The organism is Flavobacterium pygoscelis (genome assembly GCF_023162025.1).
Taxonomy (GTDB): Bacteria; Bacteroidota; Bacteroidia; order Flavobacteriales; family Flavobacteriaceae; genus Flavobacterium; species Flavobacterium pygoscelis.
In genome coordinates, this window is record NZ_JALNUB010000001.1 from 121,817 (window position 1) to 147,860 (window position 26,044).

A 26,044-nucleotide genomic window follows, 5' to 3' on the forward strand; every position below is an offset into this window, starting at 1 on the left:
ACTAAAACCTAGAAATGACATTTTGTGAATACCCAATAAGTTTTATATTAAAATAAAATAATAGATTATATTGCTACCACTAATCTAGCAATCAAAAAAGATCAAAATCTTACAAACTATGAAAAAAACAATACTATTATTACTCTTTTCTGTTTCTCTATTTTCACAAAAATCCATAATTGAATTTGAGTCTAAAGTTTTAGAAACCAAACGAGAAATAACGATTGGTCTTCCCGCTTCTTTTGAGAAAAACCCAAATAAAAAATATCCATTAGTCATTTTACTCGATGGAGATTACTTGTTTGATCCTTTTTATGGCGATCTGAATTACGGAGCGTATTGGGATGATTTACCAGAAACTATAGTAATCGGTATTAGCCAAAATAAAAATGGCGAACGAACCAATGACTCCTTTTACGATCCAGTAGATGGCGTTCCTACTAGAGAAGGCGCACGTTTTTTTGAATTTCTAGGAGCAGAATTACTCCCTTTTATTGAAAAAAAATATCCAGTTGCACCTTTCCGTATCATTGCAGGTCATGATATAACAGCAGGTTTCTTAAACTTTTTCCTCTATAAAGACAATCCTATTTTTGATGCTTATATCTCTTTAAGCCCTGAATTAGCAACAGAAATGGAAATCAGAATTCCAGAGCAACTTAAAAAACTTAAGAGACCTATTTATTATTACCAATCGTATGGCGAAGGAGATTTAAAGAAAATACAAAAATCCGTACAAGAGTTAGACGCAAGTATAAAACTAGTTACTAATCCGCAATTAAATTATAAATTAGATGTAATAAAAGGAGCTTCTCATTATTCGATGGTTTTACCTTCAATTCCAAATGCGTTGTATCATATTTTTCAAAATTACAGACCCATCACATCTACTGATTATGCAGAAAAAATAGTAGTATTAGAAAGTGGATATGTAGATTATTTAGTTAATAAATATGACGTTTTGTATAAAAACACCGGTATAAAACTTCCTATTCGTTTAAATGATTTTAAAGCAATAGAAGCAGCGATTATAAAAAATAAAGCTTATTCTGAATTGGATAAATTAGCAGAAGTAGCCAACAAGTATTATCCTAAATCAATGCTAGGAGATTATGAATTAGCATTGATGTTCGAGAAAATGGAAGATCCAAAAAAAGCAGCAAAATATTATTTGAGTGCTTCACAATCTGAAGAAATCAGCGACTTAACTAAACAAATGATGCTTGACAATTATGACCTAATGAAAAGTCAAATACCCAAAAAATAATGTCTAAAGTAAAAACAACTTTTTTCTGCCAAAATTGTGGCGCTCAATATGCCAAATGGCAAGGACAATGCAATTCGTGTAAGGAGTGGAATACTATTGCCGAAGAAATTATTCAGAAGCAAGAAAAAACTGCTTGGAAAAGTGAGAGTTCTGCGAATAGTAAAGCTCCAAAACCATTACGAATTGATGAAATAGATTCTGCTCAAGAAATAAGAATGGACACTACCGACGCAGAACTAAATCGAGTTCTTGGTGGCGGGATTGTTCCGGGCTCGCTTATCCTTTTGGGCGGAGAACCTGGCATTGGAAAAAGTACCCTTTTACTTCAGATCTCCTTAAAACTACCTTATAAAACACTATATGTTTCTGGAGAAGAAAGTCAGAAACAAATAAAAATGCGTGCCGAAAGAATTACTCCAAGCAGCGCCAATTGCTATATTCTAACCGAAACTAAAACTCAAAATATCTTTAAGCAAATTGAAGCTATTCAGCCTGAAATAGTAATTATCGATTCCATTCAAACCTTACATACAGATTATATAGAATCTACTGCTGGAAGTATCTCTCAAATTAGAGAAACTACGGCAGAGTTAATAAAATTTGCAAAAGAGACTAACATTCCTGTGATACTTATTGGACATATCACTAAAGATGGAACGATCGCGGGCCCAAAAATATTGGAACATATGGTTGATACGGTTCTTCAGTTTGAAGGCGATAGGAACCATGTGTACCGAATACTCCGTTCCTTAAAAAACCGATTTGGATCGACGGCCGAAATAGGAATTTATGAGATGCTAGGAAGTGGTTTGCGTGAAGTTTCTAATCCATCAGAAATATTAATTTCTCACAAAGACGAGCAACTTTCTGGAACAGCAATTGCGTCAACACTTGAAGGAATGCGTCCTTTGATGATAGAAATTCAAGCTTTAGTAAGCACGGCAGTTTACGGAACACCGCAACGCAGCACCACTGGTTATAACGCCAAAAGACTAAACATGATTTTGGCCGTTTTGGAAAAAAGAGCCGGTTTTAGATTGGGTGCCAAAGATGTATTTTTGAATGTAACCGGCGGAATTTCTGTAGATGATCCTGCTATCGATTTGGCCGTTGTTGCTGCTATTTTATCCTCAAATGAAGATATTGCTGTTAATAAAGATTTCTGTTTTGCTGGAGAAGTGGGGCTTTCTGGTGAGATACGTCCGGTGAACCGAGTAGATCAACGCATTCAGGAAGCAGAGAAGTTAGGATTTTCGACCATTTTTGTTTCTAAATACAATAAAATAGCACTTAAAAATAGTGGCATTACAGTTCGATTAGTGGCAAAAATCGAAGATGTAGCCGCAGAATTATTTGGATAAAACTAATTCTAAAAAAATACCAAACAAACCCTAAATACTGATTATAAGTTATTTACATGTTAAATAGCAAATAATACTTATTTTAATAGTTTACCTTTATGTAACGAATCTTTGCTTGCAGCGCAACTTAAAAAAGTACATTCTCATAAACAAACGCTTGCTAGAAAGTTATAGATTCATAATTTCTTTAAAGAAAAAATTATCTAATTTCATAAAGCAATAAGTAATGAAAAAGCAAGCGGGTATTTGGATTGACTCCACAAAAGCAATCATTGTAATTCTGGAAGAAGGAATAGAAAAAACAACAACACTTCAGTCTGATTTAGAAAACCGTGTTTATCACGATAAAGAAGGAGATAAAGGTAGTTTTTTTGGTAACCAACATATGGATTCTCAAAACACATTTGACGAAAGAATAAAACATCAAACCAATGCGTATCTTAAGGAAGTTAGCGCAACAATAAAAGATTGCGACGAAATTTATATTTTTGGTCCAGCAGAAACAAAAACTAAATTAGAAAAGAAAATCCAAGAAGAAAAGTCAATTTTTAATGGTAAATTAAAAGCTGTTGAAGCAGCAGAGAACATGACTTTGAAACAAATTATTGCAAAAGTTAAGCACTTTTATACTCCATAAACCAATTGATTTCATCAAAAAGGCAAGCCGCAATCAAACGTTGCGGCTTTTTTGTGTTAATAATTAAAATTTAAAAAAGTTTAAAACTTATTTATCTAAATTTGTTTTCTTGTCTTTAAATTGATAAAATACCAACTCTTTAAAAAGACAGTTTTTAAATTCCACCTAATTAATGAAAAACAGAAAAAAGAAAATATTTTTATTCATTACAATACCACTTATAATTCTGATAATTACTGGTAGTGCCTTTTTTGTTTTTAGAGATTCTATTTTAAAAAAAGTAATTACTAAAGCAACTTCAAAAATAGAAAAAGACTACGATAGCAATTTTACAGTTAGAGCCGCTAATTTTGAAGGCTTTTCAGGAATAAGCTTAACGGATGTAACTTTGACCCCAAAAAATGCAGACACTTTATTCAACATTCATAAAATGAGAACTAGTGTTAATATTTGGCAATTATTGTTGGGTGAAGTTCAATTAGGCACTTTAGAAATTAAAACAGGCTTTGTACAACTAACACAAAAAGGAGACCGTAAAAACTTTGAGGCTTTTCTGAAAAAAGATAATAAAGAATCTAAAAACAACGATAAAAAAGATTACGCAGCTTTTGCCTATCGAATTATTTCAAAAGTACTCAATCTGGTGCCAACAGATATGGATGTTGAAAATCTGACTTTTAAACTTGACGATAATGGCAAAAGAGCAACTATAAAAATCAACAAACTAATATTGTTAAATAAAGAATTAGAAACAGCAATCCACGTACAAACAAATACTTTTGAACAGCAATGGAAAATTAAAGGATATGCTGATCCTAGAAATAAAAAAGCAGATATTCGATTTTTTAATATTGATACAGGTGCCATAAAAGTTCCTTACTTTGACGAACGTTACGGACTTATTTCAAGTTTTGATTCTATTCGTTTAAACATCGAAAATATCAATCATAGTCGCGGAGAATTACATATAGACGGTTACGCTTCTATCGCTAATTTAAAAATAAATCATCCAAAAATTTCCCGAAAAGATGTAGTAATCAAAAACGCACGATTTGACTATCGTTTTTTATTAGGATCCAATTTTATCTCTGTAGATAGTAGCTCTACTGTGCAATTGAATAGTATTAAATTCAATCCATATTTATCTTATGAAACTGCCAAAGACACCGTTTATAAACTAAAGATAGCACTACCAAAAATGAAAGCGCAGGATTTCATATCTTCTCTCCCTGATGGACTTTTTACTCATTTTCAAGGTATGGAAGCCGAGGGAAGTATTGATTACAAACTCGATTTTAAATACAATAAAAACAAACCCAATGAACTGGTTTTTGATAGTAATTTGAAAAAAGAAAACTTGAAGATTACAAAATATGGAGAAGCAAATTTAAACAAACTCAATAGCGAATTTATTTATCGTGCAATTATACAGGATGTGCTACAAAGACCAATTTTAGTAGGAAATGCGAATCCGAATTATACACCGCTCGAACAAATTTCTCCCTATTTAAGAAAAAGTGTCCTAACGACCGAAGATCCTTCCTTCTTTTCACATCGAGGTTTTATAAATGAGGCGTTCAAGCAATCTATAATCAAGAATATAAAAACCAAGAAATTTTCTCGTGGTGCTAGTACCATCAGCATGCAGTTAGTAAAAAATGTTTTTTTGACTCGAGAAAAAACATTGTCTCGAAAACTAGAAGAAATCTTACTCGTTTATATTTTAGAAAATAACCGAATTGTAAGTAAAGAACGAATGTTGGAAGTTTATTTCAACATCATCGAATGGGGACCAAACGTTTACGGAATAGGCGAAGCAAGTCGTTTTTATTTCCAAAAAAATCCTGCCGATTTAGATTTAAATGAATGCTTGTATTTAGCTCGAATTATTCCGAGTCCAAAAAAATTCATGTACCAATTTAATGATGAGGGGAATTTAAGGGAATTTGCAGTAAAACAAGAATCTTTTTTAACAAATATTATGATTCGAAGAGGTCTTTTGACTCTTGATGACACCATTTATAAACAGCAAAAATTACATATTACTGGTGCTGCAAAATCGTATTTGAGATTAAAAGTAAAAGATTCTACCGCATTAGACTCATTGCCGAGCATAGAAGAATTTGAACTTTAAAAAAACATAAAAGCCCAATAAGAACGTAGTTTTCATTGGGCTTTTATGTTTTTTTATTATATAGAATAAACTAAGGTGCTGGATCTGGAATGATAGCCTGAACTTTATTGATTTGTTCTATTATTTCTTCTGAAAGAGAAACCTGAATCGTGTCTATATTCTCTTTTAATTGCTCTATTGATGTAGCCCCGATAATTGAACTCGTTACAAAAGATTGATGCGCTACAAATGCCAATGATAATTGGGTTAATGTTAATCCGTTTTGTTTTGCAATTTCATTATACAAATGAGCGGCCTGTGTACATTGTTCGCTGTTGTATCTCGTATATTGTGGGAAAAGTTTAATTCTTGCGTTAGGATGACTTTCTCCAGTAAGGAACTTTCCTGTCAAAACTCCAAAAGCCAATGGCGAATAAGCCAATAAACCTACATTTTCTCTAGTACAAACTTCTGAAGTACCCACTTCAAAAAGTCTATTTAATAAAGAATAAGGGTTTTGAACTGTTTTAATTCTTGGTAAATTATGGTATTTACTTTCTTCAAGAAAACGCATTATTCCCCAAGGATTTTCATTAGAAACGCCAATATGCTTTATCTTTCCTTCTTTTACAAATCCGTCTAAAGTTTCTAAAACCTGATGAATATTATCTTGCCAAGAATCATCTTGAACTTTAAAACCTCGTTGTCCAAAGCAATTGTTTTTTCGCTCTGGCCAATGCAATTGATAAATGTCTAAATATTCGGTTTGTAAGCGCTGCAAACTATTATCTAAAGCATATTTTAAACTTGCTGGAGAGAAATCAATTGTATCGCGCATGTAAGTGAAGTTGGGATTGGGCCCTGCAATTTTAGAGGCCAAAACCACTTCTTCTCTTTTTCCAGATTTTTTAAACCAAGTTCCAATAATTTTCTCTGTACTTCCGTAAGTTTCTTTACTGGCTGGAACAGAATACATCTCTGCAGTATCAAAAAAATTAACTCCATTTTCAAATGCATAATCCATTTGTGCGTGACCTTCGGCTTCTGAGTTTTGTTGTCCAAAAGTCATTGTACCAAGACATATCTTACTCACTTTTATATCCGTATTGGGTAAAGTAGTGTATTTCATTTTTTGATAATTCTAAATTAGGTTACAAAAGTATAGGTTATAAAACTTTTCGGTTTATCCTTTAACTATTTTTAAGAAACGTTTATGGTTATCCGTATAAAAAAAGGCTCGAAGTTAAAACTTTGAGCCTTTTTTGTATTTATTTTAGAATTGAATTTTAGTTTAAGTCATTCAACATATCTGCGATTTCATCTAATCTAGGCGTTAGAATAATTTCGATTCTACGGTTTTTCGCTTTCCCTTCTGCGGTGGCATTACTCACTAATGGAGAATACTCACTTCTACCAGCAGCAGTAAGATTCTTTCTGTTTATTTTTTTGTTTTCACTTAAAATAGAAACAATTGCCGTTGCTCTTTTTGTTGATAAATCCCAGTTATCAGCAATAGGACCTGAAGCTGTAAAAGCGTCATTATCTGTGTGTCCTTCTATAAGAACTGAAATTTCTGGATTATCGCCCAACACTTTACCCACTTCGGTAACTGCTTTTTTTCCTTCAGTACCTACAGCATAACTTCCAGAATTAAAAAGAAGTTTATTCTCCATAGACACGTACACTTTTCCGTTTTTTTGCTCGACTGTTAAGCCTTTGCCTTCAAAACTATTTAATGCTTTAGAAAGTGTTTCTTTTAGTTTTTTCATGCTTGCTTCCTTAGCAGCAATCAAATTTTCTAACTCTTGTAAGCGTTGTGCATTTTTATTTAATCGTTCTTGCTCTAGAGCCAATGCTTTTCCTTTTTCGTCTAATTGCCCTAACAAGTCACGATTTTTCTTCATGTTACTTTGCAAAGCATCGTCGCTATTTTTTTCTAAAGCAGTGTAAGAATCTTGCAATACTTTAAATTTATCTTGAGCGGCAGCATAATCTGCTTTTAGCTTATTGAGTTCGGCTTTAGATTTATTAAAATCTGATGTCATAGCCTCACGATCTAATTCTAATTGGCTTTTTGACTTAAGCAAATCGGCATTCTCATCAGCAATACTTCTATTTTCCTTCTTTAAATCAGCGAACTTATTTTCTAAGTCATTGTATATTTTTTTCGAGACACAAGACGTAGAAAGCGCTAATGCCAATACTCCAATGGAAATTTTTTTTATCATTTTGTTTAAATATTTAGTGGTATTATTAAAAATCAAAAATAGGAATTGTATTCTAATTCCCTAGCCCTGATAGTAGTGAAAATCCTTTTTGCTTTTAATTAAAAGCAAAAAGATTGCAGCGTATAGCAGGAATAGCTCCTAATTGTTCTTTTTATTATAAATTACTCAATTTCTACTAAAATTGGACAATGATCAGAATGAATGGCATCTGATAAAATTACCGCTCTTTTAAGCCTGTGTTTTAGGGAATCACTAACTAAATTGTAATCTATTCGCCATCCTTTATTATTTCCTCTGGCACCTGCACGATAACTCCACCAAGAATATTGATGTGGCTCTTTATTAAAATGACGGAAACTGTCTACAAATCCGGATTTCATAAAAGTATCCAACCATTTTCTTTCTTCAGGTAGAAATCCAGAAACATTTTTATTGCGAACAGGATCGTGAATATCTATAGCCTCATGACAAATATTGTAGTCACCACCAATAATCAAATTCGGTATTTCTTTTTTTAAATCATTGATATACTGCTGAAAATCATCCATAAACATAAACTTATGATCCAAGCGTTCGATATTAGTTCCTGATGGCAAATACAAACTCATTACAGAGACGTCATCAAAATCTGCTCTAATATTCCTACCTTCAAAATCCATGTGGTGAATTCCTGTACCATAGACCACATTGTTAGGCTTAGTTTTAGATAAAATAGCCACTCCACTGTATCCTTTTTTGGTTGCAGAATAATAATATTGATAAGGATATCCTGCCTGAGATATCGCCTCTATAGGGATTTGATCTTCTGTAGCCTTAATTTCCTGAAGACAAATAACATCTGGATTTGCGTGTTGCAACCAGTCTATGAAACCTTTGGAAATGGCAGCCCTAATTCCGTTGACGTTGTATGAAATAATTTTCATGAAATAATTTTTAGAGTTTCAAAAGTAATAAAAAAGAAGAAGTTTGATTCAGAAAAATAGAGAAAATGGAGTTTTTTGCTATCTTTGTTTCTTGCTCTAAAAACAAGAAATAAATGGGTTTAGTAACCGCCAAAGAAGTTGCAAAGGCAATAAATGTAGATAAGTATGGTGTTCTTGGGACTTTTTCAGGATGGATGCTGATGAAGTTGCTGAAGATCTCTACGTTAAATAAAGTATACAATAGAAATAGACATCTTAAAGATGTTGCTTTTTTGAATGGAATATTAGATGATTTACAAATAAAATTCGAAATTCCTGAAGAAGATTTGAAGCGTTTGCCTAAAGAAGGCGCTTATATTACCATTTCTAACCATCCTTTAGGAGGAATTGATGGCGTTTTACTTTTGAAATTAATGCTCGAAAGAGAACCTAATTTCAAGATTATTGCTAATTTTTTATTGCATAGAATTCGACCTTTAAAAAAATACATCATGCCAGTAAATCCTTTTGAAAATCATAAGGATTCTAAATCAAGTGTGGTAGGGATTAAAGAAACACTGCGCCATTTAAGTGACGGAAAACCATTAGGTATTTTCCCAGCTGGAGAAGTTTCGACTTATAAAGATGGCAAACTAGTTGTTGATAAACCTTGGGAAGAAGGCGCGATTAAAGTTATCCGAAAAGCTCAGGTTCCTGTTGTTCCTATCTATTTTCATGCTAAAAACAGCCGTTTGTTTTATTTACTTTCTAAAATTAGTGGCACTTTTAGAACTGCAAAATTACCTTCAGAAGTTTTTAGTCAAAAGAACCGTGTAATTAAAGTTCGTATTGGGAAAGCTATTTCTGTGAATGAACAAAATGAGTACAAGACTATAGAGGAATATTCTGAATTTTTAAGAAAGAAAACCTATATGTTGGCTAATCCTTTTGAGAAAGAAAGCCACTTTTTACCAACACCAACCTTAAAAATCGCAAAAAGTCCAAAGAAAATTGTTACAGCTGCTAATAGTTCGCAAATAATTTCTGAGGTAGAAATTGCCAGAGAAAATGGTTGCCGATTGTTGCAAAGTAAAAACTACGAAGTCTTTTTTACAGAAGCCAATAAAATACCAAACATACTACACGAAATAGGACGTTTGAGAGAGATTACCTTTAGAGAAGTGGGCGAAGGCACCAATGAATCTATTGATATTGACAAATTTGACAACTACTATCACCACATGTTTCTATGGGACGATGACGCAAAAAAAGTTGCTGGCGCCTATAGAATGGGATTGGGTTCTGAAATTTATCCAAAGTATGGCATGGAAGGTTTTTATCTAAATGATCTTTTTCGTTTTGAGCCAGAATTACATGATATGATGAACAAATCGATTGAAATGGGTCGTGCATTCATCATCAAAGAATACCAACAAAAACCAATGCCTCTTTTCTTACTTTGGAAAGGAATCATTCATACTACGTTGCGTTATCCAGAACATAAATTTTTATTAGGTGGTGTAAGTATTAGCAATCAATTTTCAGATTTCTCTAAATCTCTGATGATAGAATTTATGAAGTCTAACTATTATGACCCTTATATTGCACAATATATACATCCTAAAAAAGAGTATAAGGTAAAACTTAAAGATGCTGATAAGGATTTCATTTTTGATGAAGCTGAATCAGACTTAAATAAGTTCGATAAGATTATTGATGAACTTGAACCTGGTAGTTTACGATTGCCTGTTTTGATAAAAAAATACATTAAACAAAACGCAAAAGTGGTCGCTTTTAATGTAGATCCGCTCTTTAATAATGCCATTGATGGATTAATGTACATTCGTATTGCAGATATTCCAGAAAGCACAATGAAACCCGTGATGGAAGAGTTCCAAAAAGAACTTGAAAGAAAACTACACGAAAAAGAGGATTAATAAAATTCAATTTATAAAAAAATCCCATTGCAATTCTAAGCAATGGGATTTTTTTTGTTTTATCTCCAGATAGACTCTTTTAAAATAGCATCTAAAGAATTATTTCTTATAAATAAAATCAGTCGTATAATGTGATATGTAATAAGAAAAAAGCCCAAACTATAGGCTAGCTTTTTATTGTACATAATTCCGTTCAAATACTCCCTTTTAGTAATTATTTCTAGCGATAAAACTGCAACACTCAACAAGCAAAAAGCAATTACAAAAGGTCCTAAAACATGATAAGATATGCTCTTGTAAAAATCACCTTGATATAAATAAACCAGTGATTTTGTTATACCACAACCCGGACACGGGAAACCAGTTGCCATTTTAAAAGGACATAAAGATTGATCCGTTTCTAAATGATTATCAGCATTAAAAAGCATTAGCAAAAAAGGAATGACTAGTACCAGAATAGCACCTACAATACCGTAAATTTTACGTTTGTTCTTTGTACTATTTATATAATTTATTGATTTCATTTTGAACGATCATTGCAGCAACCATTGGAAATAAAAAACCTAAAACTAGCAATAAAACAGTATCGTCTTTTTGAGCTGAGCCCGATCTACGGTAAACATCTGGCAATCCATCTCTACCCGCTAGATAGAAAAAATAAATATTAACAGGATAACAACAACCAGCAAAGATGGCTATTGGCTGCGAGATAACTTCTCTTTCAGAAACAGCTTCAAAAACCTCGGCGATTTTAACATTCCAATAAATAAGATAGAGGCCACAAGTTAAAAAACCTAAAATTAATACTAAAATAGGATCTACATTAAATACCGGAATAGGTTTGTTGGGTGTGTTCCATGTTTCTTTTACGATTTCTGTCATTTTGGTTTGGTTTAGTTATTATTAAATTTAAAATGTTTAATGAGTTCCTTTATCAAAATAGTTCTGGTTGTATAAACCACAACAATATTTACTCATAAGTCTATTATAGAAGCAAAGTTGTTACACTTGCAAGTGTTTATTTCTTTAAAATGACTATCAATAAAGATTTAGATAAAATATTTCGCTTTAATTTTATCAGCAATAACCTGTGCTAATCGCTCGTGGCTTTCAAATGTCCAACCAGCAATATGTGGTGTTAAGATAGCATTTTTGGCTTTCAATAGATACTGAAAAGCTTCTGGAGTTTGTTTGTCTTGAAAAAGGGTTTCAAAAGATCCTTTTTCATATTCTAAAACATCCAAACCAGCACCTAGAATCTTACCCGATTGCATTGCTGCAACTAAATCGGCCGTTACAATATTATTGCCTCTAGAGGTATTTATAATCCAAAATGGTTTCTCGAAATCGTTAATAAATTCGGAATTAACCATTTTATCCGTTTCCTCCGTCCAAGGGATATGCAAACTCAATACATCTGTATTTTTCTGTAATTCTTCTAATGTGACTTGTCTAGCATTAGTATCACCCACATTTTCCTTTATATCATAACACAGCACTTTTACATCAAAACCTTGGAGTTTTTTAGCAAAAGCTTTCCCCATATTTCCGTAACCAATAATCCCTACTGTTCTACCATCAAGCTCATATCCTCGATTGCTTTCTCTATTCCAATGACCGGATTGAATCTCACTGTGCGCTTGATTCAATTTGTTAAAAAGAGAAAGGATCATTCCTAAAGCATGCTCTGCAACAGCATTTCGATTCCCTTCTGGCGCAGCTATAAGCGTTATATTTTTGCTTTTAGCATAATCACAATCGATACTTTCTAATCCTGCTCCTACTCGAGCGATAAATTGCAAATTAGTAGCTTTATCCAAAAAAGTTTGATCAATTTTGAAACGGCTGCGAATCACTATTCCTTGATAATCTTGAATTTTATTTTCAATTTCTTCTTTTGAAGAAGTGAAGTCGCTATGATTTATAAATCCAGCATCTTGAAGTTTATCCCATAAAACGGAATTATTACTATCTATGTGAAGCACTTTAATATCCATAAAAAATTATATTTTTTTGATACCTCAAATAAACAAAAAAATTACGGTTTATCATTTTTAGAAAGGTATTTTGAGTCTAAATTTGTAAATTAGCGCTCTCAATTTTTATTACCTTATAAACAAACGTAATAAATGAAAACTGAAAAATGAAATTAACAAAAACGTTCAAAGCTTTTTTTGAAAGCGAAAAATCGGGTGGTCTTTTATTACTTTCTGTAACCATTCTTTCTCTTTTATTGGCTAATTCACCTATTCAAACAGATTATATTGCATTTTGGGAAACCAATCTTGGCAGTCATTCAATCACTCATTGGATAAATGACGGCTTAATGACTATTTTCTTTCTATTGATCGGGTTAGAATTAGAACGTGAGATGTATCAAGGAGAATTATCTAATATAAAAAATGCATCCTTACCCATTTTTGGCGCTTTAGGCGGAATGATTGTACCAGCGGGATTGTTTCTTCTTTTGAATTTTGGAACAATAACACAAAATGGCGCAGGTATTCCTATGGCGACTGATATTGCATTTGCCATTGGTATTTTATCCCTTTTGGGAAATCGTGTGCCTACTTCTCTAAAAGTTTTTTTAACGGCTCTTGCAGTTATAGATGATATTGGTGCCATTTTAGTAATTGCAGTATTCTATACCGACAATATTGCTTTTACCAACTTACTTATTGCGTTTGCCATAATGGGTTTCTTGTTTATTCTTAACAGAAGAAAAGTTCATAATTTGCTTCCTTATCTAATAGGTGGTGCTGCCATGTGGTATTTTATGCTAAATTCTGGGGTTCATGCAACAATAACAGGAGTTTTATTGGCGTTTGTAATCCCTTTTGGTGATGGTAGCAAGAAAACTTCTTCGTATAAATTACAGCACTTTTTACACAATCCTGTAGCTTTTATCATTCTTCCGTTATTCGCTATGGCCAATACAGGAATCGCAATAGGTTCTGATTGGCATGAAGGTTTAAATCATCCTAATACAATTGGTATTATCGTTGGTCTTGTTGTTGGGAAACCATTAGGAATATGGCTTTTCTCGTTTGCAGCAGTTAGTTTTGGCATTTGCACCTTACCTAAAGATTTAAAATGGACCAATATTTTAGGAGCCGGAATGCTTGGAGGAATAGGATTTACAATGTCTATATTTATAACATTGCTCGCTTTTAAGAATGACGGACAAGAAGTGATTACGTATTCTAAAATAGCCATTTTAATAGCTTCATTTATTGCTGGAACAATTGGTTTTTTATGGTTGAAATACAACTTGAAACCAGACAGAAGAAGAAAGTAAATTACTTTATATAACACATAAAAAAAGCCCTAGTTTAATATTAAACTAGGGCTTTTTTGTATTCAATACAATAAAAATTGCTGAAAGAACAATTTACTTTTAGTACAATAGTTATCCTTTAATTTGTTTCAAAGAAGTTTTAATGCCTCTAATCAATGATGAACTAAAACCATGCATCTCCATTTCATTTAATCCTGCAATAGTACAACCTTGAGGTGTAGTTACACGGTCTATTAATTGTTCTGGATGTACTTTTTCCTCTAAGAGCATTTCTGCAGCTCCTTTGACTGTTTGGGCAGAAATAGCTAATGCAGTTTGCCAATCAAAACCAATCTCTATTCCTGCTTGCATAGAAGCTCTTATGTAGCGCAAAGCAAAAGCAGTTCCACTAGCAGCAAGAACAGTAGCAGCATCCATCAATTTTTCGTCAATAATCGGAGCAGTTCCTAAACTTTGAAAAAGCGAAATCACACTCTGTGCTTTGACTGAGTTTTTTTCTTGAAAAGCAATACACGTAGCCGATGCACCAAACTGCGCTGCAATGTTTGGCATAATTCTGATGGCAGTATTAGAATCTCCTATTTTACTTTGCAAGTTTTCAATAGAAAGACCACTGACAGCAGAAGCAATAATTTTATTTGAAATTACAGGTAGAATTTCATTCAAAACAACATCAACCTGATAGGGTTTTATAGTCAAAATAATAATATCAGCTTCTTGAATTTGATGTATGTTATTACTAGAAACAGTTGCGCCTAACTTCTCCAGATACAAAATACTTGAAGTATTTCTCCTGGTTATGGTTACTTGGTTATCCGATGAGAATTTAGACAATCCTAAGGCTATAGAAACACCTAGGTTGCCGCCGCCAATAATATGTACTTTCATGCTGGTTTTGGTTTGTCTATCATTTAGCACAAATCCCTTGAAGAAATTGTATTTAAAAGAAAGAATGGATTGGTTAGTTGTATTTCTTTGAAACTCTATTTAAAAACCTAATATCAGTTTTGCAATAGAGAAATAAATCAAAATTCCGCATATATCATTACTTGTGGTTATAAAAGGCCCTGTTGCCAGCGCGGGATCTATTCCAAATTTATCTAATAATAGTGGGATAAAAGTTCCAATTAATGATGCAATAATAATTACAGAAATTAAGGCAATAGTGACAATTATACCAATAATAAATTCAACGTTCAATAAAAAATGACTTCCTAAAAACAAGATAATTGCTAGAATAACTCCATTTAGTAAGCTCAAAGAAACTTCTTTTACCAATCTATTAAATAACGATCCGCTAAGGGTATTATTAGCCAATCCTTGCACAATTATTGCCGAAGATTGTACGCCAACATTTCCTGCCATTGCAGCTATTAAAGGGGTAAAAAAGAATAATTTTCCATGCTCTTCCATTGCGCCTTCAAATAAACCTAGCACTCTAACAGAAACAAAACCTCCTAAAAGTGCTAATACAAGCCAAGGCAAACGCGCCTTTGTATGCTCAAGAATACTATCATCGGCTTCTACATCTTGAGAAATACCCGCAGCTAATTGGTAATCCTGATCGGCTTCTTCCTTGATTACGTCTAAAATATCATCAATTGTTATCCTTCCAACCAAACGACCCAATTCATCTACAACTGGGATGGCTTCTAAATCGTATTTTTGCATGATACGAGCGACCTCAACATCTTCCGTATCAACTTTTACAGAGTTTAATTTTCTAATATAAACATCACTAATAGCTGTTCTTGACGAAGTTGTGAGCAAGTCTTTAAGTGACAAACGCCCTTTCAGTCTATCCTCATCATCTACCACATAAATAGAATGCACTCGAGAAATGTTTTCGGCCTGCATACGCATTTCTTTTACACAAGTAAGCACATTCCAATTTTCATTGACTTTCACCAACTCTTTATGCATAATTCCACCAGCGGTTTCCTCATCATAACGAAGCAAGTCCACAATATCCTTGGCGTGCTCAACATCCTGAAGTTCTGATATTACCTCCGCTTTCAAATCTTGTGAAAGCTCCCCAATAATATCAGCCGCATCATTAGTTTCTAACTCATCTAATTCTTCTGCAATCTCTTTTGCTGAAAGTCTACTTAATATATTTTCACGAAGATCATCCTCTAACTCTAGAAGAATTTCGGCTGTTTTATCACTATCTAGAACTTTAAAAATATAGGTAGCTTCATTAAAATCCAGCTCATCAAGAATTTCTGCAATATCAGCATGGTGCATATCATTCAATAAAACTTCCAATTGCTTGTCGTTCTTATTTTGAATAAGTAGCTCTAATTCCTGAATTAATTCTTTACTGATTTTAAACTCCATCGGCTTCTATTTTTTGAGTCAATTCTATAAATTGTTCTACATTAAGTTGTTCTGGTCTAAGATCAAAAACAATATCTTCACGTAATTTATCAGATAAGTTCATAGTTTTCAAACTATTACGAAGTGTTTTTCTGCGTTGTTGAAAAGCCGTTTTGACTACCGTAAAAAATAATTTTTCTCCACAAGGCAAACTATAATCTTCTTTTCTGCGCAAGCGTAAAACACCCGATTTTACTTTTGGTGGTGGTATAAATACATTTTCGTCTACAGTAAATAAATATTCAGCATCATAAAACGCTTGTACTAAAACCGATAGAATTCCGTAAGCTTTGGTTCCTTTTTTTTCACAAATACGTTGTGCCACTTCTTTTTGGAACATTCCAGCAAACTCAGGAATCTGGTTGCGATATTCTAATGCTCTAAAAACAATTTGAGTCGAAATATTATAAGGGAAATTGCCAATAATTGCAAACTGTTTGCCTTCAAAAATTTCGTTGATATTGTATTTCAAGAAATCCTTAGAGATGATTTTATCTTTTAATTTAGGATAATTTTCATCTAAATAAGTAACTGATTCTGTATCGATTTCAATTACGTAAGTATTGATAGGTTTATCCAATAAATATTTAGTCAAAACACCCATTCCAGGTCCAATTTCTAACACATCATCATAACCAACTAAGTTCAGCGTATCTGCAATATCTTTTGCAATACTTTCATCTTTTAAGAAATGCTGTCCCAGATGTTTTTTGGCTTTTACTTTTTCCATATTTTAATTGCGAGGCACAAGGCATTCTCGCTTAATTTTAGTGTTATATTCTCTCACAAGACTTTAAAAATAACCCTTGAGAATGATTTAGCAGATAAGTGCTACCTGAATTTATTTTTTAGCTAAGAACACAATTAGAAAGTGATTCTAGATTTGAAACACAAAAAATTTAATCTATAATTAATGATCAGAAATCAATTCTAATTCCGTTCTAAATGCTAGCATTTTATCACCAAACAATTTCTGTCCTTCTTCGCGAAAACCTGCTGCATCTTCTTGATAATATTTTTCGAGCGTTTCTTTGCTATCGGTGGTATATTGAACAGAATATGTTGTTCCGCCCATTTCTTCTTCAATTAAAACACGAACCATTCTGGCTGAAGAAAATTTTCCTGTCGCTAGAACTTCTGGAATATGCTTGTGACGCATCCAAACCATCCATTGGTCGTGCACACTTTCGTGTATGTTTGTAGTAACGTTGTATATGATCATTATTTTTATTTAGTGTTTTAATTTTGAATCAAGACTTATGTAAAATCTACTCTCAAAATGGTTAATCTTCAATGTAAAATCATTTTATAAATTCGTATCGCCTCGTAATTGTCTGAATTTTTTTCTAGCTTCAACAAAATAAATACTGTCTTGATGATTAAAAATTATCTTCTCGTACAAAGGTTTTGCTTTTTCAGGTTCTTTTAGTTCTTTGTTATAAATTTCGGCCGAAAAAAACAAAGCTTCATCACTATAAATCCCTTCAGCGTGATGATCAATTATGCTTTGATACTGGCTTAAAGCCAAAGTAAAATCACCTAGTTTTTCGTAAACTTGTCCCAATCGCAATAATGTTACAGCTTCAATTTCTTGGCCTTTAAAACTTTTTAAAATCGATTGAAATTGTGCAATTGCTTCTTGGTTTCTATTTTGATATAAAAGATAATCTCCTTTTGCAAATTGTTTTAATGCCGTTTGAGTAGAATCTGCAGCGGTATTATCATTTATTAATAAAAAATATTCTAAAGCATCGTTAGCAATCAACTGTGTGTTGGCTGCTTTTAATTCTTTAAATTGCTTTAATGCCCAATCAAAATCAGTTTTAAAATAACTAGTTTTAGCCGCTTTTAAAGTAGCTTCATGTGCTAGAACATCATTTTTTAAGTCCAATTCAATCTGCGAATAATATAATAAAGCTTGATTAAATTTTTCTTCATATAGAAAAATATCTCCCAACTCCATTTTAGCTTTGGCCGCATCATATTCATTCAATCGCAATTCTAAAGCTTTCTTTACAATTGCCTTAGCTTCTTCTGGTTTTTTTAAATTAAACGCCACAAAATGTGCCTGAATCAATTGCAAAGATAAGGTAAATGGACTTATCTCATATTCTCGCAATAAATTAGACAGATCGGTATTTATAGTGGGCAAATCTTTTTCAGTGGCTTTTTCGATTCTCATCTCCATCAAATAGGAATTCGCCTGAATTAACAATTCTAAATCTTTAGTATTTTGCAACACAAATACTAAAATTTCCTGCGCTGCTTCTTGATTGTCTTCCTCTATTGCCAATTGCGCTAGGTTTACAATACTGTTAAGCGATTCTGGATTGCGTTTATAAATCGCTTTTTCCTGTACGAATGCTTTTTCAAACTCTTTTTGTTGAACGTAAAACCAACTTAAATAGCGGTTCCAAAAAATGTCTTGATTTTTTTGTGTTCTCAAAATCAGTGCTTTTCTGAGCATTTCATTAAAATTGGCATCTCCATCATCTGCCAGATAACGCACAAACTGATTTTGAATTCTAATTGCATTTTGAGGATTCTTGTAAGCATCATCTAAAAAAGTTCCAATCATCATTTCTGTATTACCCAACTGACCGTAAAGCAAACCTATTTGGAAATTAAAATTATCATTAGGTTCAATTGCTATGGCGGTTTGATATGCTTTTAAAGCATATTCTAAGAGCACTTTTCGCTCAAAAGAGGTAGAAATGCCATATACTTCCATTGGGTTTTTCTTGATGCGCTCTAAAGCTTGATCATAATAAGAATTGGCTTTAGCTTCTTTTTTTTGCAACTGAAAATTATAACCCAATTCTACAAGAAGCGTACCTTGCTTGTATTTATCCAAACGTTGTTGAATGGCTTTCTCAGCAACATCAAATTGCTGTAATTGCTGATAACAATCAATAGTTCTTAAAAAATATTGTGTGTTTTGAGGCGTATTCTGTAATAATTCTTCGAAACCAATTTTAGCTTTTTCAAAGTCTCCTTTTTCATAATAATACTGCGCTAATTGTTCGTTTTGAGCGAATCCAAATAGCGACACTAATAAAGTAATAAAGAGGAAAAAAAATTTCATATTTATTGTTATTGTTTCTAAATCGAGTGTTAATTCGAAATTATTTTAAACGCGAATTCGCAAATTTTCATTATTTAAAAAAGAAAAAATTTGCGAATTTACGTTTATTTCAAAAAAGCTGTAATTTAATCTATAATATCAAATCCGCAGTAAGGAAGCAATACTTCTGGAATTACAATTCCTTCTGGCGTTTGATAATTTTCTAAAATCCCAGCTAAAACTCTTGGTAAGGCTAATGAACTTCCGTTTAAAGTATGTGCCAATTGGTTTTTTCCGTCTTTGTCTTTGAAACGCAATTTCAAACGATTGGCTTGAAAAGTTTCGAAGTTAGAAACAGAAGAAATTTCTAACCAACGATCTTGCGCGGTTGAAAAAACTTCAAAATCGTAGGTCAAAGAAGCAGTAAAACTCATGTCTCCACCACAAAGACGTAAAATTCGGTAAGGTAATTTTAATTCTTGAAGTATCGATTTTACATGTTCTACCATTCCGTCTAAAGCTTCATACGATTTATCAGGATGCTCCACTCGTACAATCTCTACTTTATCAAATTGGTGCAAACGGTTTAATCCACGCACATGCGCTCCATAAGAACCCGCTTCTCTACGGAAACAAGGTGTATAAGCGGTGGTTAAAACAGGTAATTCATTTTCATTCAAAATCACATCACGAAACAAGTTTGTAACTGGAACCTCGGCAGTAGGAATCAAGTACAAATCATCTGTTTTATCATGATACATTTGTCCTTCTTTGTCTGGCAATTGTCCTGTTCCGTAAGCAGAAGCTTCATTTACCATGTGAGGAACTTGAACTTCACTATAACCTGCAGCCGTATTTTTGTCTAGGAAATAATTGATTAGTGCGCGTTGCAATTTTGCTCCTTTTCCTTTATAAACTGGAAATCCTGCTCCAGTAATTTTTACACCCAATTCAAAATCGATGATGTCATATTTTTTTACTAATTCCCAATGTGGCTGAGCGCCTTCATGTAAAACGGGAATAGCACCTTCTTGAAAAACGTTTAAATTTTCCTCTGGAGTTTTTCCTACTGGAACAATATCAGCCGGAAGATTTGGCAACGTATATAATTTTTCTAAAAGTTCTGCAGCAAGAACATCAGCAGATTCTGCCAACTTCTTACTTTTTTCTTTTAATAAAATTGTTTTTTCTTTTAGAATTGCGGCTTTTGATTTCTCGCCACTTTTCATCAATTCCCCAATATCTTTGGATAATTTATTAGATTCTGATAAAATTCCGTCTAACTCTACTTGCGTAGCACGACGTTTTTCATCTAGTTGTACCACTTCTTCAACAATACTTTTGGCATCCATATTTTTTTTTGCCAAAGCATTGATTACTTTCTCTTGATTCTCTCTAATAAATGCAATTTGTAACATAATTGGGTTTTTATAACTATTATATTTCTATTAATGAAAGCAAATTTAAGGAAATGTTTGCTAGAAACGACTGAAAAATCAGTGATTTGTGTTTTGTAATTTCTAGGAAGAATTTCAAGAATGATTACAAATACAACAGTCTAGCTATTTCATGAATTAAATTTAAACTATTCTACCACTACTATTCTTAAATCCTATTCTCTCTTTATTTCATGACCTACAAACTCTTCAAGCGCCGCAAACATATCGTCTACAGAAAGTACTTCAAGATCGGGATGTGATTTTAAGAATTCTGCATTGCGTTGTACCAAATTTTCTTCAATTTCAAAAAAAGAATCATTATTCATCAAATCACGAACTGGATTTACACCTTCTAGCTTTCCTTTAAAAAATTTATCTCTTTTTACGCTGCTCATCAACTTGACTTTCTTACATTGTTGCTGAAATAATTCTAGATGTTTTTCGGCGCCAAGCAATTGCAATCCTTCTTCTATCAATTCATTCAATTCTGTGTTCCATTGAGAATTATAGACAAATTGTGCAAAATTACCTTCTGTATATTGAGACGTATAATAATCTAGATAATAACTCATCAAGGCATCTTCATGAATTAAATCGTCATCGATTTTTTCCTCGCGCATTAAATTAATCACCGAAATATTCGAATTGATAACATCTTGTGGGTTTTCGCTACTTGCTGCTGTTTCTGAAATTATGATTCTACCGAATTCCATTGCTTATGTTTTTAAAGAGTTTGCACGCAAATTTCGGATAAAAGAATAATACAAACACAAAAAATCATACTTGTTTGCCTTTATATGGAATAAAAAAAAACGGAAACAACTTTAAAAGTCGTTTCCGTTTTAATACATCTCAAAAACTTACGATGTAAAAATAACTAAATTATCTGGTGTAAACTGATATTGCTGTACCATTTTTTAACTTTAATTCAGTAAGAGTAAGATTAACAATATCATAAGTAGTAGTTACACCATTTATAACCGTTGTTAATTTATTATCTGGTCTGCTATAAGTTCCTGAAACTGTTGTTAAAGCACATGGACTTAAAGTAGAATCATAATCTCCTGAAACTAATGTGTTATCAATTTTAAAACTAAGATAATCATGATCACATCCTGTTACATTTTGTGGCGGATCTACCAATGTCTCTACACCACCAATATTTGTACCCACTTTTACTACACCCCATTTTCCTGTAATAGGAATAATTGTTGCTCCTTCATTTTCATCATTACTGCTACAAGAAGTTGCAAATAATCCGATACTCAATGTTAATGCTAATAATATGCTTCTAATTTTCATGTTTGTTTGTTTATAATTAATAATGGCTAAATTAACTTGATAGCGTTTAAAAATTGTTACATAGTATTTGGTCATATTTACATAATTACTTCATTTTATTATTTAGTTCAAAAGCATTAATTTATCAAAGATTGTTTATTTGATTATACAAAGCGCTTTCACACATACAACTAGCAGTAAAAAAATATATTTTTGTAGGAAAAAAAACAATATATTTGAGAAACCATATAATTTCAATGTATGAAAAAACTACTTTTATTTTTGATTTTTACTTTTGCTCTGCCTATTTTTTCACAAGAAAAAGAAATATGGGCAAAATCAATAATAGATCAAAAAGCACCTAACCTGGTAGTCGAAAAATGGCTTTCTGATCCACCGGAATTAAAAGGAAAATTTGTGATAATCGATTTTTGGGGAACTTGGTGCGAATCATACCAAACTTTGACTCCTAAATTAAATAGTATAAGCAAAGAGTTTAAGGAGGATTTAATTGTAATTGGTATAAGTGATGAAAGAGAACGTAAAGTAAACAAAGTAATAACTCCTAAAATCGAGTACTACAGCGCAATTGATACTCGAAGAAAATCATATAAAGCCTTGAAAATAAGAGCTCTTCCGCATTGCATTTTAATAGATCCCACTGGAATTGTGCGTTGGGAAGGCAATCCTATACAAAATGGATTTGAACTAACCCCAAATGTCATTAAAACAATTATTGAGAAGTATAAAAAAAGCACACCAACAAATACAGCGATTTTGAACGAATAAAACTTACTCCTATTCGCTATTTTTTTGTAAATTAATTTTGGCAACTAAAGCTTTCAATCGCATGGCTTTTTCTTTCTTTTCTTCTTGAAGTTTAGCTTTTTTACGATTGAGCAATTTAGTATGCAACGCTTTGTTTTTAGTTTTTTTTTCAGGTCCTTTTCCCATTTTAAAAATCTAGATGAATTACGTTTACAAAGATAAATGAATTAAAGAAAACCTAAATTTAAAAAATTCTCTTCTAAAACTTGTTCCTTCTTTGCAATAAAAAGAAAACTACACCTCCTATAAAGTAAAGCAATACATCAATCCAGTCTGCTGTGTATCTTACATTTACTTTAGGAAGATAATACTCGAAATAAAAAGAGTAGAAAGAGGATAAAAAGAGAATAAACCCCAGTGGCAATTGAAACAAAGGATCTTTTTTTAATCTTCGGATTATAAATTGGATTGCACCCAGCGCTATGGGAACATAAAGCAAATCATTTAGATAATTATTAATAAGGCTAGGTAATGAAAAATGCAAGCGCTGCAAAGCATAAATAGTCAGAGCGATAATAAATAGCAAACCATAAAGTATTTTTCTAAACATTATCTATTTTATTACTCCATTTAAAAATCTTACTTTTTGTTTTAACCCGCTGCAGCGGCGGTAACCGCAGCGATAATACCTCCTATAATTACAGCAAAGAAAAGCCAAATTGAGTAAATAGCTTGAAAAAGATATCGTATCAAAACATTAGAATGCTCTAAACCATTATTAAAATAGACTTCTATTTTGCTTGGTGGCTTTTTTGTTTTTTCTTTTTCGTCTAATTTCTCTTGAAGTTTTTTCTGGGTTTCAAGTCGGCGCTTAAGAACCAAATCTAATATAGCACCACAGTTCTCGCAATACTCCTTATTTATATTGACTGTATTGCAATCTGAACACTTGATGTAGGATTTGATCATTATACTGTTATTAGCTCTGGATTAATTTATACAAAGCTATGAAAATTGGACTGAAAGAAAAGTTTTAGAAAGTGTCTATAGTTAGAATTGTTTCAAATGAGAAATAGCGAATGTTTGAAACTAAGATTACTAAAGAGTAATAAAACAACCATGAAACCCTTAAATCCTAGCCCCGATAGCAGTGAAAATCCTTTTGTTTCTCTCGATAATTATCGAGAGAAACAAAAGATTGTAACGTATAGCGGGAAATAGCTCCAAATAAAAATTCTATTGCTTATTTTTGCATCAAATTAAACTGAATTATGTTACAAAATCCAAAAAGATATACGATTACAGCGGCATTGCCTTATACAAACGGACCGATTCATATTGGTCATTTGGCGGGTGTTTATGTGCCTTCAGATATTTATTCTCGTTATTTACGTTTGCAAGGAAGAGACGTTTTGTTTGTTTGTGGAAGCGATGAACACGGAGTGGCTATTTCAATGAAAGCCAAGAAGGAAGGAATTACCCCTCAAGAGGTAATTGACAAATACGATGGAATTATCCGTAAATCGTTTTCTGATTTTGGAATTTCTTTTGACAATTATTCAAGGACTTCGGCGAAGATTCATCACGATACGGCTTCAGATTTTTTTACAACGTTATATAAAAAAGGTGATTTTATAGAGCAAGTAACCGAGCAATTGTATGACGCCAAAGCAGATCAGTTTTTGGCAGATCGTTTTGTAGTAGGAACTTGCCCAAAGTGTGGTAACGAAGAAGCCTACGGTGATCAATGCGAAAAATGCGGTTCTACTTTGAACGCAACTGATTTAATAAACCCAAAATCGACAATTACAGGAGAAACACCTATTATGAAATCTACGAAACACTGGTTTTTGCCTTTGGATCGTTATGAAGATTTCTTGAAAGAATGGATTCTTGTTGGCCATAAAAATGACTGGAAACCCAATGTTTACGGTCAAGTAAAATCATGGATTGATGGCGGATTAGAACCTCGCGCGGTAACTCGTGATTTGGATTGGGGAATTGATGTTCCGGTGGAAGGTGCTGAAGGGAAAAAGCTATATGTGTGGTTTGATGCACCTATTGGCTATATTTCTTCTACTAAAGAATGGGCTTTGCGCGAAGGAAAAGAATGGGAACCGTATTGGAAAGATCAAGACACCAAACTGGTTCATTTTATTGGTAAAGACAATATTGTTTTTCACTGTATCATTTTTCCAGCGATGCTTAAAGCCGAAGGAAGCTACATTTTGCCAGACAATGTTCCTGCAAATGAGTTCCTGAACTTAGAAGGAAATAAATTGTCTACTTCTAAAAACTGGGCCGTTTGGTTGCACGAATATTTAGAAGAATTCCCGAATCAGCAAGATGTTTTGCGTTACGCTTTGACATCTAATGCGCCGGAAACCAAAGACAATGATTTTACTTGGAAAGATTTTCAAGCTAGAAACAACAATGAGTTAGTGGCGATTTACGGAAATTTCATCAATCGTGTGGTAGTTTTAACTAACAAATACTATAATGGAATTGTACCTCAACCAAATGAATTATCAGAAGTTGACGAAGCAACTTTAACGGAACTGAAAGCGTATCCAGCGGTGATTTCGAGTTCTATAGAAAGATATAGATTTAGAGAAGCGTTAGGTGAATTAATGAATGTTGCCCGTCTTGGAAATAAATACTTGGCGGATGAAGAACCTTGGAAAGTCATTAAAGACAATCCAGAGCGCGTACAAACACAAATGTATGTAGCCTTGCAAATCGCTGCCGCATTAAGTTCACTTTGCGAACCGTTTTTACCTTTTACAGCAACAAAATTATCAAGAATTTTAAAAATAGAATCTCCATTGTCTTGGAATACGATTTCAGAAAATTCAGATTTGATTGCTACAGGACACCAAATTGGCGAAGCGGAATTGCTTTTTTCAAAAATTGAAGATGAAGAAATTCAGAAACAAATAGATAAACTAGAAGCGACTAAAACAGCAAATAAAGCCGAAAACAAAGTTGTAGAATCTCAAAAAGACTTGATTCAATTTGATGATTTTGCCAAAATGGATTTACGTGTAGGAACCATTTTAGAAGCTACAAAAATGCCAAAAGCAAATAAGCTTTTGATTTTGAAAGTAGATACTGGAATTGATGTTCGTACCATTGTTTCTGGAATTGCCGAAAGTTTTAAACCCGAGGATATTATTGGTAAGAAAGTGACTGTTTTAGTAAACTTGGCTCCAAGAAATCTTCGCGGCGTAGAAAGTCAAGGAATGATCCTGATGACTACTAATGCAGAGGAAAAATTAGTTTTTGTAAATCCAGATGCAGATGCTGCCAATGGAGAGACTATAAATTAACAATACAACTAAATATAATCTTCACTATTTTTCAGAAATTA

25 protein-coding genes are annotated in these 26,044 nt (G+C 32.8%); 8 read left to right on the forward strand and 17 right to left on the reverse strand.

The features are described 5' to 3' along the window. The first annotated feature begins 118 nt into the window (after positions 1 to 118). From MW871_RS00505 to MW871_RS00520, 4 genes are all read left to right on the forward strand, one after another. Complete coding sequence (locus MW871_RS00505; RefSeq protein WP_210644988.1) at positions 119 to 1,267, forward strand: alpha/beta hydrolase; 1,149 nt, start codon at positions 119 to 121, stop codon at positions 1,265 to 1,267. Continuing rightward, on the forward strand, positions 1,267 to 2,628 hold the full coding sequence (gene radA / locus MW871_RS00510) for a DNA repair protein RadA (protein WP_210644990.1): 1,362 nt from the start codon (positions 1,267 to 1,269) through the stop codon (positions 2,626 to 2,628). Before MW871_RS00505 ends, radA begins: the two co-directional genes overlap by 1 nt. Positions 2,629 to 2,854: 226 nt before the next feature. After that, positions 2,855 to 3,265, forward strand: coding sequence for a hypothetical protein (locus MW871_RS00515; protein WP_188049154.1), 411 nt, complete (start codon positions 2,855 to 2,857; stop codon positions 3,263 to 3,265). 172 nt (positions 3,266 to 3,437) lie between these two features. Continuing rightward, positions 3,438 to 5,399, forward strand: coding sequence for a transglycosylase domain-containing protein (locus tag MW871_RS00520; RefSeq protein WP_248427212.1), 1,962 nt, complete (start codon positions 3,438 to 3,440; stop codon positions 5,397 to 5,399). 70 nt (positions 5,400 to 5,469) lie between these two features. Here the strand turns inward: MW871_RS00520 and MW871_RS00525 are convergent, their stop codons facing one another. The 3 genes from MW871_RS00525 to MW871_RS00535 form a co-directional block, all read right to left on the reverse strand. Next, positions 5,470 to 6,507, reverse strand: coding sequence for an aldo/keto reductase (locus MW871_RS00525; RefSeq protein ID WP_188049156.1), 1,038 nt, complete (start codon positions 6,505 to 6,507; stop codon positions 5,470 to 5,472). A gap of 157 nt (positions 6,508 to 6,664) precedes the next feature. Continuing rightward, positions 6,665 to 7,606 (reverse strand): OmpA/MotB family protein, encoded by a 942-nt coding sequence (locus tag MW871_RS00530; protein ID WP_210644996.1) that lies wholly within the window; start codon positions 7,604 to 7,606, stop codon positions 6,665 to 6,667. Positions 7,607 to 7,767: 161 nt separating this feature from the next. Next, on the reverse strand, positions 7,768 to 8,529 hold the full coding sequence (locus MW871_RS00535) for an exodeoxyribonuclease III (protein ID WP_248427213.1): 762 nt from the start codon (positions 8,527 to 8,529) through the stop codon (positions 7,768 to 7,770). A 113-nt stretch (positions 8,530 to 8,642) separates the two neighbouring features. Here MW871_RS00535 and MW871_RS00540 point away from each other — a divergent pair, with 113 nt between their 5' ends. Beyond that, positions 8,643 to 10,445: a GNAT family N-acyltransferase gene (locus MW871_RS00540; RefSeq protein ID WP_188049159.1), complete on the forward strand. Its 1,803-nt coding sequence runs from the start codon at positions 8,643 to 8,645 to the stop codon at positions 10,443 to 10,445. A gap of 59 nt (positions 10,446 to 10,504) precedes the next feature. On the opposite strand, the gene MW871_RS00545 is transcribed toward MW871_RS00540, so the two are convergent. The 3 genes from MW871_RS00545 to MW871_RS00555 all read right to left on the reverse strand — a co-directional run bounded on the left by MW871_RS00545 (position 10,505) and on the right by MW871_RS00555 (position 12,442). Continuing rightward, complete coding sequence (locus MW871_RS00545; protein WP_188049160.1) at positions 10,505 to 10,969, reverse strand: DUF2752 domain-containing protein; 465 nt, start codon at positions 10,967 to 10,969, stop codon at positions 10,505 to 10,507. Then, complete coding sequence (locus MW871_RS00550; protein WP_188049161.1) at positions 10,944 to 11,327, reverse strand: DUF4234 domain-containing protein; 384 nt, start codon at positions 11,325 to 11,327, stop codon at positions 10,944 to 10,946. The genes MW871_RS00545 and MW871_RS00550 overlap by 26 nt, the downstream gene beginning before the upstream one ends. Positions 11,328 to 11,494: 167 nt before the next feature. Beyond that, positions 11,495 to 12,442 carry a 2-hydroxyacid dehydrogenase gene (locus MW871_RS00555; protein ID WP_188049162.1) on the reverse strand — a complete coding sequence of 316 codons (948 nt, stop codon included), beginning with the start codon at positions 12,440 to 12,442 and terminating at the stop codon, positions 11,495 to 11,497. Positions 12,443 to 12,588: 146 nt separating this feature from the next. Here MW871_RS00555 and nhaA point away from each other — a divergent pair, with 146 nt between their 5' ends. Further along, positions 12,589 to 13,743, forward strand: coding sequence for a Na+/H+ antiporter NhaA (gene nhaA / locus MW871_RS00560; protein ID WP_188049163.1), 1,155 nt, complete (start codon positions 12,589 to 12,591; stop codon positions 13,741 to 13,743). A 111-nt stretch (positions 13,744 to 13,854) separates the two neighbouring features. Here the strand turns inward: nhaA and proC are convergent, their stop codons facing one another. The 8 genes from proC to MW871_RS00600 form a co-directional block, all read right to left on the reverse strand. Then, the gene (gene proC / locus MW871_RS00565) at positions 13,855 to 14,631 is read right to left on the reverse strand and encodes a pyrroline-5-carboxylate reductase (protein WP_248427214.1); all 777 of its coding nucleotides are present in this window, start codon (positions 14,629 to 14,631) and stop codon (positions 13,855 to 13,857) included. Positions 14,632 to 14,730: 99 nt separating this feature from the next. Next, positions 14,731 to 16,083, reverse strand: a complete 1,353-nt coding sequence (gene mgtE, locus MW871_RS00570) for a magnesium transporter (RefSeq protein WP_188049165.1) — start codon at positions 16,081 to 16,083, stop codon at positions 14,731 to 14,733. After that, positions 16,073 to 16,852: a 16S rRNA (adenine(1518)-N(6)/adenine(1519)-N(6))-dimethyltransferase RsmA gene (gene rsmA, locus MW871_RS00575; RefSeq protein ID WP_210645003.1), complete on the reverse strand. Its 780-nt coding sequence runs from the start codon at positions 16,850 to 16,852 to the stop codon at positions 16,073 to 16,075. Before rsmA ends, mgtE begins: the two co-directional genes overlap by 11 nt. A gap of 180 nt (positions 16,853 to 17,032) precedes the next feature. Beyond that, on the reverse strand, positions 17,033 to 17,344 hold the full coding sequence (locus MW871_RS00580; protein WP_188049167.1) for a DUF4286 family protein: 312 nt from the start codon (positions 17,342 to 17,344) through the stop codon (positions 17,033 to 17,035). 84 nt (positions 17,345 to 17,428) lie between these two features. Beyond that, complete coding sequence (locus MW871_RS00585) at positions 17,429 to 19,207, reverse strand: tetratricopeptide repeat protein (RefSeq protein ID WP_248427215.1); 1,779 nt, start codon at positions 19,205 to 19,207, stop codon at positions 17,429 to 17,431. Between the two features lie 125 nt (positions 19,208 to 19,332). Next, positions 19,333 to 20,604, reverse strand: coding sequence for a serine--tRNA ligase (gene serS, locus MW871_RS00590; protein WP_248427216.1), 1,272 nt, complete (start codon positions 20,602 to 20,604; stop codon positions 19,333 to 19,335). Between the two features lie 194 nt (positions 20,605 to 20,798). After that, positions 20,799 to 21,338 (reverse strand): DMP19 family protein, encoded by a 540-nt coding sequence (locus MW871_RS00595; protein ID WP_248427217.1) that lies wholly within the window; start codon positions 21,336 to 21,338, stop codon positions 20,799 to 20,801. A 169-nt stretch (positions 21,339 to 21,507) separates the two neighbouring features. Continuing rightward, entirely contained in the window at positions 21,508 to 21,927 is a 420-nt protein-coding gene (locus MW871_RS00600; RefSeq protein ID WP_188049171.1) for a lipocalin family protein, read from the reverse strand. A gap of 240 nt (positions 21,928 to 22,167) precedes the next feature. Here MW871_RS00600 and MW871_RS00605 point away from each other — a divergent pair, with 240 nt between their 5' ends. Further along, on the forward strand, positions 22,168 to 22,695 hold the full coding sequence (locus MW871_RS00605) for a TlpA family protein disulfide reductase (RefSeq protein ID WP_248427218.1): 528 nt from the start codon (positions 22,168 to 22,170) through the stop codon (positions 22,693 to 22,695). A 9-nt stretch (positions 22,696 to 22,704) separates the two neighbouring features. Here the strand turns inward: MW871_RS00605 and MW871_RS00610 are convergent, their stop codons facing one another. From MW871_RS00610 to MW871_RS00620, 3 genes are all read right to left on the reverse strand, one after another. Then, positions 22,705 to 22,860, reverse strand: a complete 156-nt coding sequence (locus MW871_RS00610) for a hypothetical protein (protein WP_248427219.1) — start codon at positions 22,858 to 22,860, stop codon at positions 22,705 to 22,707. 73 nt (positions 22,861 to 22,933) lie between these two features. After that, positions 22,934 to 23,284 carry a hypothetical protein gene (locus MW871_RS00615; RefSeq protein WP_248427220.1) on the reverse strand — a complete coding sequence of 117 codons (351 nt, stop codon included), beginning with the start codon at positions 23,282 to 23,284 and terminating at the stop codon, positions 22,934 to 22,936. Positions 23,285 to 23,325: 41 nt separating this feature from the next. Further along, entirely contained in the window at positions 23,326 to 23,643 is a 318-nt protein-coding gene (locus MW871_RS00620; RefSeq protein ID WP_248427221.1) for a hypothetical protein, read from the reverse strand. A gap of 302 nt (positions 23,644 to 23,945) precedes the next feature. Between MW871_RS00620 and metG the strand changes: the two genes are divergently transcribed. Next, entirely contained in the window at positions 23,946 to 26,003 is a 2,058-nt protein-coding gene (metG, locus tag MW871_RS00625) for a methionine--tRNA ligase (protein ID WP_248427222.1), read from the forward strand. The last annotated feature ends 41 nt before the right edge of the window (positions 26,004 to 26,044 follow it).

Excerpts from the sequence above, each read along its gene's own strand:
- MW871_RS00505 (WP_210644988.1), top strand. The coding sequence starts at position 119 with ATGAAAAAAACAATACTATTATTACTCTTTTCTGTTTCTCTATTTTCA.
- MW871_RS00555 (WP_188049162.1), bottom strand. The coding sequence starts at position 12,442 with ATGGATATTAAAGTGCTTCACATAGATAGTAATAATTCCGTTTTATGG.
- MW871_RS00580 (WP_188049167.1), bottom strand. The coding sequence starts at position 17,344 with ATGATCATATACAACGTTACTACAAACATACACGAAAGTGTGCACGAC.
- rsmA (WP_210645003.1), bottom strand. The coding sequence starts at position 16,852 with ATGGAAAAAGTAAAAGCCAAAAAACATCTGGGACAGCATTTCTTAAAA.
- MW871_RS00605 (WP_248427218.1), top strand. The coding sequence starts at position 22,168 with ATGAAAAAACTACTTTTATTTTTGATTTTTACTTTTGCTCTGCCTATT.
- MW871_RS00620 (WP_248427221.1), bottom strand. The coding sequence starts at position 23,643 with ATGATCAAATCCTACATCAAGTGTTCAGATTGCAATACAGTCAATATA.
- MW871_RS00600 (WP_188049171.1), bottom strand. The coding sequence starts at position 21,927 with ATGAAAATTAGAAGCATATTATTAGCATTAACATTGAGTATCGGATTA.
- proC (WP_248427214.1), bottom strand. The coding sequence starts at position 14,631 with ATGAAAGTACATATTATTGGCGGCGGCAACCTAGGTGTTTCTATAGCC.
- MW871_RS00545 (WP_188049160.1), bottom strand. The coding sequence starts at position 10,969 with ATGAAATCAATAAATTATATAAATAGTACAAAGAACAAACGTAAAATT.
- nhaA (WP_188049163.1), top strand. The coding sequence starts at position 12,589 with ATGAAATTAACAAAAACGTTCAAAGCTTTTTTTGAAAGCGAAAAATCG.
- MW871_RS00530 (WP_210644996.1), bottom strand. The coding sequence starts at position 7,606 with ATGATAAAAAAAATTTCCATTGGAGTATTGGCATTAGCGCTTTCTACG.
- serS (WP_248427216.1), bottom strand. The coding sequence starts at position 20,604 with ATGTTACAAATTGCATTTATTAGAGAGAATCAAGAGAAAGTAATCAAT.
- MW871_RS00535 (WP_248427213.1), bottom strand. The coding sequence starts at position 8,529 with ATGAAAATTATTTCATACAACGTCAACGGAATTAGGGCTGCCATTTCC.
- MW871_RS00515 (WP_188049154.1), top strand. The coding sequence starts at position 2,855 with ATGAAAAAGCAAGCGGGTATTTGGATTGACTCCACAAAAGCAATCATT.
- MW871_RS00525 (WP_188049156.1), bottom strand. The coding sequence starts at position 6,507 with ATGAAATACACTACTTTACCCAATACGGATATAAAAGTGAGTAAGATA.
- MW871_RS00595 (WP_248427217.1), bottom strand. The coding sequence starts at position 21,338 with ATGGAATTCGGTAGAATCATAATTTCAGAAACAGCAGCAAGTAGCGAA.
- radA (WP_210644990.1), top strand. The coding sequence starts at position 1,267 with ATGTCTAAAGTAAAAACAACTTTTTTCTGCCAAAATTGTGGCGCTCAA.
- mgtE (WP_188049165.1), bottom strand. The coding sequence starts at position 16,083 with ATGGAGTTTAAAATCAGTAAAGAATTAATTCAGGAATTAGAGCTACTT.
- MW871_RS00540 (WP_188049159.1), top strand. The coding sequence starts at position 8,643 with ATGGGTTTAGTAACCGCCAAAGAAGTTGCAAAGGCAATAAATGTAGAT.
- MW871_RS00585 (WP_248427215.1), bottom strand. The coding sequence starts at position 19,207 with ATGAAATTTTTTTTCCTCTTTATTACTTTATTAGTGTCGCTATTTGGA.
- MW871_RS00520 (WP_248427212.1), top strand. The coding sequence starts at position 3,438 with ATGAAAAACAGAAAAAAGAAAATATTTTTATTCATTACAATACCACTT.
- MW871_RS00610 (WP_248427219.1), bottom strand. The coding sequence starts at position 22,860 with ATGGGAAAAGGACCTGAAAAAAAAACTAAAAACAAAGCGTTGCATACT.
- MW871_RS00550 (WP_188049161.1), bottom strand. The coding sequence starts at position 11,327 with ATGACAGAAATCGTAAAAGAAACATGGAACACACCCAACAAACCTATT.
- metG (WP_248427222.1), top strand. The coding sequence starts at position 23,946 with ATGTTACAAAATCCAAAAAGATATACGATTACAGCGGCATTGCCTTAT.
- MW871_RS00615 (WP_248427220.1), bottom strand. The coding sequence starts at position 23,284 with ATGTTTAGAAAAATACTTTATGGTTTGCTATTTATTATCGCTCTGACT.